Source organism: Sphingopyxis sp. H053, assembly GCF_001468225.1.
In the GTDB taxonomy this organism is placed as follows: Bacteria; Pseudomonadota; Alphaproteobacteria; order Sphingomonadales; family Sphingomonadaceae; genus Sphingopyxis.
Genome location: NZ_LNRU01000024.1, coordinates 1 through 6,026 on the forward strand (window position 1 = coordinate 1; position 6,026 = coordinate 6,026).

Below are 6,026 nucleotides of genomic sequence, written 5' to 3' on the forward strand. Positions count from 1 at the left end.
CCTTTCGCCATCACACTGGACACAGTTTACATGGACAGTTGCGGTATCGGTATTAACATAATGTTTGTTATCGGATATGTATTTATCCCACATTTGACGAATTTCTAAAATTGTGGGATAAATCCTCATGGGTACCGTACGCGCCTTCACCGACGAGCAATCCCGACTGCTCGTCAACCTCCGGCAACGATATGAGGCCTGGATCGCTGTCGAACGCGAGCGGACGGCGTTGCCTTACGATTTGCGCCGTAAAACCGTTGGCAAGTACGAGTATTTATACCAGATTTTCGATCGCAGTGGGAACGGGAAATCTCTCGGTAATATGGACGCGACGCGCGAAGCCGAGCTCAAAGCATATCGCGAGAAAAAGACCGAACTCAAAGAACGCGGCTCGATTCTGCAATCCAATCTTGCGGAAAGCGCGGCCCTCTACCGGGCGCTACGCCTGCCCCTGCTTTCCAGCGATGCCGGTCCCATCCTTCGCGAATGCGATCGCCGCGATCTCCTTGGCACGCACCTTGTCGTTGTCGGCACCAACGCGATCGCGGCCTATATGATCGAGGCGAACGGCTTCATTCTCCTGCCCGATGAAACGGAGGACTTCGACCTGGCCTGGATCGCCACGGAACAAGAAGCTTCCGAACAGACTGTCTGGCAGATGCTAAAGGCTGTCGACCCGACCTTCACGATCAACAGCGAGCGTGATTTCCAGGCGCGGAATGCCCGGGCCTATGAGGTCGAACTGCTCGTGGCTCCGTCTCGAGCGGGAACGCTGAGCGGACGCGATCAACCGCGGCCGATACCTTTGCCAGAGCAGGAGTGGCTGTTGCTCGGCCGACCGGTCGATCAGGTAATCGGCTGCCGCGACGGGTCTCCCGCCCGGATCGTCGCACCGGACCCTCGATGGTTTGCGCTACACAAACTCTGGATGTCGCAGCAGGCCAAGCGCAATCCGCTCAAGCGCCCGAAAGACCGCAAGCAGGGGTTCGCGCTGCTCGATGCTGTCGCCGAAGCCATGCCCCATTATCCGCTCGACGCGGTATTCGAGGCGGCGATCCCTTCCGAATTGCAGGACTGTTTCGACAATTGGCAGAATAACACAACTGCACAGCGTAGGTCCGATTGGTGATCTGACCACCTATTGCGAGAATCTATGCGGCCGCGTCTGCATCGTCGACCAGCGCCTAAATCTTCGCAATCGGCGTTTCGTCAATTGGCCTGACGGTTTCTCCGCAGCCTTGGCATTCGATTGTTCGTCGCAGCCGCAGCGTTTTGTACGAGACATGGAAAACGCGTCCACAGACCGTGGCAGTCGCTCTGCGCTTTGATATCGTCCAGCTCATAGGCCATGCGGCATATTCTCATCTCGGCGTCACTGAGTGATAGCCGTACGCGTGGTAAGGAAACCGCGGCCCATCAGTCGACGCGAAATGCGGCGTTGGCGTGAGCAGCTTTTCCCCGCGCGCGTCGCTTGGCGAGTTTAGCCATGCGTGCGTTGATCTCGCCAGGGCTGATATCGGCGGGATCGAAGACACCGCCGTACCATTCCACCATGGATGCGCGGGCGGGATGGCGTGGTTTGGCCATGGCCTCGAGAAACTCTTCGAACCCCATGGTGCCGCCGACGTCTTCGGGCGGGGCGCGACGTTCACCATCGACGAAGCGCGGGTAATCAACGCCTGGGGTTGCGGGCTGGACCGCTTCGATCTCGATACGATGACGCCAGTTGTCCCCGAAATCATAAGTGTAGGTACAGCTGGTTATGCCGCGTTCGACAAGCTTGCTGATCCGCATGTTGGCGGCGTCGCGGGTGCGGATCATGAATTCATCGTCGTCGAAGCGGATGCCATAGGCGGCATCGCCGATGTCGAAACGGAACAGATGGTAATTCTCGAAGAGCATGCTTGCCTGGATCGCGAGGTGCAGGGTCTTGAGGCTGTTTGTGACGGGAAGTTCGACACGGCGCCAGATGGTGGGCTTCATGTCTTCGAGCGTGATGCGAATCCGGGCGATCTGATCGGTCATGCCGCCATGCTGGCGGGCGCGCTGAGCGATGTCCATATCCGCGACATGAATTCGCCCCAACGAGACGCTTTCGCTCCATCTGGTGGATGGTGTCAGTCGGCTCCCCGAGCTTCTGCCCTGGCGTTGGGAACAGAGGATGTTGTAGGAAGAGCAGGATTCCAGTAGCATGCATCCATGCAATCCGGACCGCACCCCGAACTGATAGAGTCGCCCCTTAGCCGGCACATTATCCAGGACGGCGTGCCGCTGACCATCAACATCGTTCGCATCGCGACAGAGCCCGGTTGGTCGCTGGAGGTTATCAACGCGCGCGGAACGTCGGTCGTTTGGAGTGACGCCTTCGCCTCCGATCGGGAAGCCGATGCCGCCCTCCGCAAAGTACTCGCCGAAGAGGGTGTCCAAGCGTTCCTCGACAACTGATACCGCAGGGCTGTCCGCGCTGTTTCGGCCTCGCTGGACGGATACATCTTGTCCGGATACCCGAAATTGACGCCGAACGGCGTGGTCGATTTGCCATGCGGCGTGCGGCCCGGCGATCAGCGTCTCCTCTTCGAGCCATGTCACCAGCAGCCTTGAGCGGCTGGCTTGTCGGCATCCTCGAAACCGTCTCCGGGGATCGCTCCAACTGGATAAAATGGACCTCCCCCCGCCTGTCCTCGCAAGCCTGGGAGAAGCCGTCGCTATGCTTGCTTTTGCGGCAACGACGATTGCGATCCCACTTCGTTCATTCCATTATCTTGCCGATTGCGTCACGGCATCAATCGCCCGCTAATGACGACGACCGGGCTTGAATTTGTACAGATTATGGTACATATTATAGCAAGGAGAACTGCTATGGACGTGATGAACTATTCCGATACGCGCGCCCGACTGAAGAAGGTCATGGATCGGGTAGTCGCTGATCACACCCCTGTCGTGATTTCGCGTCAGAGTGGCGAATCCGTGGTCATGGTTTCGCTTGCGGATTGGAACGCCATGGAAGAAACTTTGCATCTGCTCGGCTCGCCGACGAATGCCAAGCGTCTCAAGACTGCAGTTGCGCAGCTTGATGCCAGCAACGGGCGAGTGCGCGAGCTTGTTCCCGAATGAAGCTCGTTTTCGCGGATTCCGCATGGGACGATTATCTCCACTGGCAAAGCACGGCGCCGAACATTCTCCAGCGCGTCAATGATCTCATAAAGGAGTGCCAGCGAACGCCTTTTAAGGGGACCGGGAAACCGGAGCCGCTGAAAGGTGACCTCAAGGGATGGTGGTCGCGGCGCATCACGCTCGAAGATCGCCTTGTTTATCGTATCAGCGGCAGCCCGCCTAATCAGCAGCTCGAGATCGCTCAGTGCCGCTTCCATTACTGAAGGCGGCCTGCTTGCGAACCCCATAAGGCGATAGTGGTTGCGATCTCGCAGCACTCCCCTCAGCAACCAACTTTGAGACGATCCATGCCACCTCCCTCGCGAACGTCAGGGTGATCGGGTGAAGAATTAGGTGACAAAGCGATGATGTGATGAATGAGTGCCGTTCTTGTGCAGTGAGGAGCGACGACGATAACGGGGTTTGAACTGTGGACCAGCATCAGAGTGGGACCCCGCTCTCAGGGAAGTGCCTTGTTCTTTATGCCTAAATAGATGCATGCGGGGTTCCCGAACGGCGCGTATGGAGCCTCCCATTCAAAGCCGAATTTTTAAGTCTATTCAAGATCATAGGTTGTGAAAGTGAGAGGTCCCGCTCCAGAGCCGATCCACACGATGGGGTAAGAAATCAATTTCTGTGCGCATCATATCCTACCCATGAAGCAATCCGGTCGTGTCGCAATATCCGCCACTACAGGCGGTCACGCAAACTCCAAAACTTGCCAGATATCGAATATTGAAGTGCGCCTCCTGTAACGAAGGCTCGCCTGTCGGCCGCCTATGGGCAAATTCACCCCTGGCGGGCGGCTGCGATCTTGAGGACGACATCGCCCATCCATCCCGTCATGCGCGCGCGTGCGCGCACGAGATCGCTCATGTCTTTGCCATCCAGCCTAGCCGCGAATTGGTGAATCTTATCGCCGTCGATTTGGTCGCGGCCAAGATGAGCAAGCGCCTGCACGACAGCATTCGCGATATCGCTTGCATTGTCGAGTACCGGGGCTCGGCTGTGCCGAAGCGTTACGCTGCGCCCGCCCACCTCGCGTACTCGGCTTCGGCCGCTAGTCGCGTATGTCGCGCGCGCCGGCACCTGCGTAGACAGACCGAAGCTATTGCTCGCGGCTGCACCTGAAGGTGCGATCTTATCTCCGGTCTGCGCGGACACGGCTTGGGCGATAGTTGCAGGGTCGGGGCTGAGAGTACCCAAGCAATCATGTTGACGTGGATAATCGTAAAGCCCTCGGCCAATACGGCGAATGCTGCCAGCGTGTGCTAACCGAGAGAGAGCCATATCGATCGAACCTCGCGTACCGAGGTCGACAAAATTTTTGGGAGTAAAGACCCAGCCGCGGCCTTTGCCACGTACTCGCCTCATGATCTGGTCCGCTACAGCTGACATGCCTAGGGTGTTCCTTATATGTTAGATAATAGCATCATAGTTTCTAACAATCTAGACCCGAGCTTCGTACTCTCTCGCTACCACGCTCAAGGGGATTGAGAGCACATATGTTTGACGTCGGCCGATCAGCGGCAGTGAGAGTTTAATTTGTGCCCTGTAGAATCGCGTACGCTACCTCTTGCCGCAACCGTCGGGCACCGAACATATCGAAACATTGCCGTTCAGCGGTGTTTCCTGTACGTTCAAGCACGAGGATTGTGTCATGACCGACCAGTACGAGCCTTTTGCGGACGACTTCGATCGTCAGTTCATCGACGCAACGCATCCGCTCTATGTGTCGCCGGCGTCGATGGCGCGTGCTGGTTAAGGATTGGCGTCGAAAGTAGGATCTCGTAAAATCCGGCAACCATTTAAAAATAAACGGAAATGCTGACTACGTCTTTAAGTTAATCGGCGCGACCGGGACCCCAGACCCTGAATATTATGCTTTTCATCCAATGCCATATAGCGACTGCCAAAGAGGTCCCGCCTTCGAAGCCGATCCGCATAGAGGACAGGCGTTCGGCTTACTCGTCGAGCATTAGATTTGGGTGTTTTTGCCGGGACGTGCCTCGCTGACCAAGCTGCGCGATGAACAAATTTCCGGTTCATTACGCTTACTTAGCCTGCCCGCCGTTTGCGATCGCGGCACGAACCCGCTCCTCAAACCATCGGTCTGCGCTGGCGTAGCCATCACGAACTGCGCGGCGCCGATACTCGGCTTCGTGGATCGACCATGCGGCCTTGCGTTCAGCACGTGTGAGGGGGCGAGGCGTCGTCGCTTTCGGTTGCGGCTGCTTTTGCTTTTCGGCAGCTTTCTGAGCCTGTCGCTGCTGATGTTTCCGCAGATTATCTGCTCGCTGAGCGTCGAGGGTGGAATTAAGCCATTGCGCGGAGGCGGCATCAGCGATGAACAGCGACGCGCCTGCTATCATTGCCACCATCAGCTTGTTTTTCACCATCATTCTCCGGTTTGAGACTTTCGCGCATGGTCCGTCTCTTCATACATTTGAAGCGGTTGAACGGATCATGAATGCCACTCTGCGGGCCTCCTTATCGGCACAACCGCACCGGATTGATCTGCTTGTTCTACCATCCAAGGCATCAAGCCTCGCGAAACAGCAATTGCTCTTGCCAAGGCCCCCGCCCAGCACGTTGATTGCGGCATTCGTCAAAAAATGTGGGCCGAGCGAACGACCCACTCGATGATCGCGCGCAGCTTGCACATCATTATGCCAATCGCGTGAAACGACGGAGCCCAGCCTGTTACGAGTGCGCGTCCAAATCACTGCGCCATCTCACACATCTTGAAACGGAGAGAGTCTCCTATTATCTGCGGTCGCGTCCGTCAAGGTGGTGTAATTTCGGCTGTGGCCGTGGGCCATCGTCAGGCGGCTTTGGCGGTGATGTGTAGGGGCTGATTTTCCTCCTCGATC

At 57.0% G+C, this 6,026-nt stretch carries 7 protein-coding genes; 4 read left to right on the forward strand and 3 right to left on the reverse strand.

The genetic code is table 11. From position 1 onward, the window contains the following. The first annotated feature begins 127 nt into the window (after positions 1–127). Positions 128–1,129 carry a GSU2403 family nucleotidyltransferase fold protein gene (locus ATE70_RS23970; protein ID WP_082662289.1) on the forward strand — a complete coding sequence of 334 codons (1,002 nt, stop codon included), beginning with the start codon at positions 128–130 and terminating at the stop codon, positions 1,127–1,129. A 287-nt stretch (positions 1,130–1,416) separates the two neighbouring features. On the opposite strand, the gene ATE70_RS23975 is transcribed toward ATE70_RS23970, so the two are convergent. Then, positions 1,417–2,025, reverse strand: a complete 609-nt coding sequence (locus ATE70_RS23975; RefSeq protein WP_058540012.1) for a plasmid pRiA4b ORF-3 family protein — start codon at positions 2,023–2,025, stop codon at positions 1,417–1,419. 174 nt (positions 2,026–2,199) lie between these two features. Here ATE70_RS23975 and ATE70_RS25345 point away from each other — a divergent pair, with 174 nt between their 5' ends. The 3 genes from ATE70_RS25345 (at position 2,200) to ATE70_RS23990 (ending at position 3,377) form a co-directional block, all read left to right on the forward strand. After that, a complete protein-coding gene (locus tag ATE70_RS25345; RefSeq protein ID WP_058540007.1) occupies positions 2,200–2,445 on the forward strand; it encodes a hypothetical protein in 246 nt (81 codons plus the stop codon). Between the two features lie 414 nt (positions 2,446–2,859). Further along, the gene (locus ATE70_RS23985; protein WP_058540008.1) at positions 2,860–3,114 is read left to right on the forward strand and encodes a type II toxin-antitoxin system Phd/YefM family antitoxin; all 255 of its coding nucleotides are present in this window, start codon (positions 2,860–2,862) and stop codon (positions 3,112–3,114) included. Then, positions 3,111–3,377, forward strand: coding sequence for a Txe/YoeB family addiction module toxin (locus ATE70_RS23990; RefSeq protein WP_058540009.1), 267 nt, complete (start codon positions 3,111–3,113; stop codon positions 3,375–3,377). The genes ATE70_RS23985 and ATE70_RS23990 overlap by 4 nt, the downstream gene beginning before the upstream one ends. Before the next feature lie 565 nt (positions 3,378–3,942). Here ATE70_RS23990 and ATE70_RS25350 read toward each other — a convergent pair. Continuing rightward, positions 3,943–4,551 carry a DUF6088 family protein gene (locus ATE70_RS25350; protein WP_058540010.1) on the reverse strand — a complete coding sequence of 203 codons (609 nt, stop codon included), beginning with the start codon at positions 4,549–4,551 and terminating at the stop codon, positions 3,943–3,945. Positions 4,552–5,207: 656 nt separating this feature from the next. Continuing rightward, on the reverse strand, positions 5,208–5,555 hold the full coding sequence (locus ATE70_RS24000; protein WP_058540011.1) for a hypothetical protein: 348 nt from the start codon (positions 5,553–5,555) through the stop codon (positions 5,208–5,210). Between the last annotated feature and the right edge of the window lie 471 nt (positions 5,556–6,026).

What these genes read in the sequence shown, in the direction of transcription:
- ATE70_RS25345 (WP_058540007.1), top strand. Translation starts at nt 2,200, where the DNA reads ATGCAATCCGGACCGCACCCCGAACTGATAGAGTCGCCCCTTAGCCGG.
- ATE70_RS23985 (WP_058540008.1), top strand. Translation starts at nt 2,860, where the DNA reads ATGGACGTGATGAACTATTCCGATACGCGCGCCCGACTGAAGAAGGTC.
- ATE70_RS25350 (WP_058540010.1), bottom strand. Translation starts at nt 4,551, where the DNA reads ATGTCAGCTGTAGCGGACCAGATCATGAGGCGAGTACGTGGCAAAGGC.
- ATE70_RS23975 (WP_058540012.1), bottom strand. Translation starts at nt 2,025, where the DNA reads ATGACCGATCAGATCGCCCGGATTCGCATCACGCTCGAAGACATGAAG.
- ATE70_RS24000 (WP_058540011.1), bottom strand. Translation starts at nt 5,555, where the DNA reads ATGATGGTGAAAAACAAGCTGATGGTGGCAATGATAGCAGGCGCGTCG.
- ATE70_RS23990 (WP_058540009.1), top strand. Translation starts at nt 3,111, where the DNA reads ATGAAGCTCGTTTTCGCGGATTCCGCATGGGACGATTATCTCCACTGG.
- ATE70_RS23970 (WP_082662289.1), top strand. Translation starts at nt 128, where the DNA reads ATGGGTACCGTACGCGCCTTCACCGACGAGCAATCCCGACTGCTCGTC.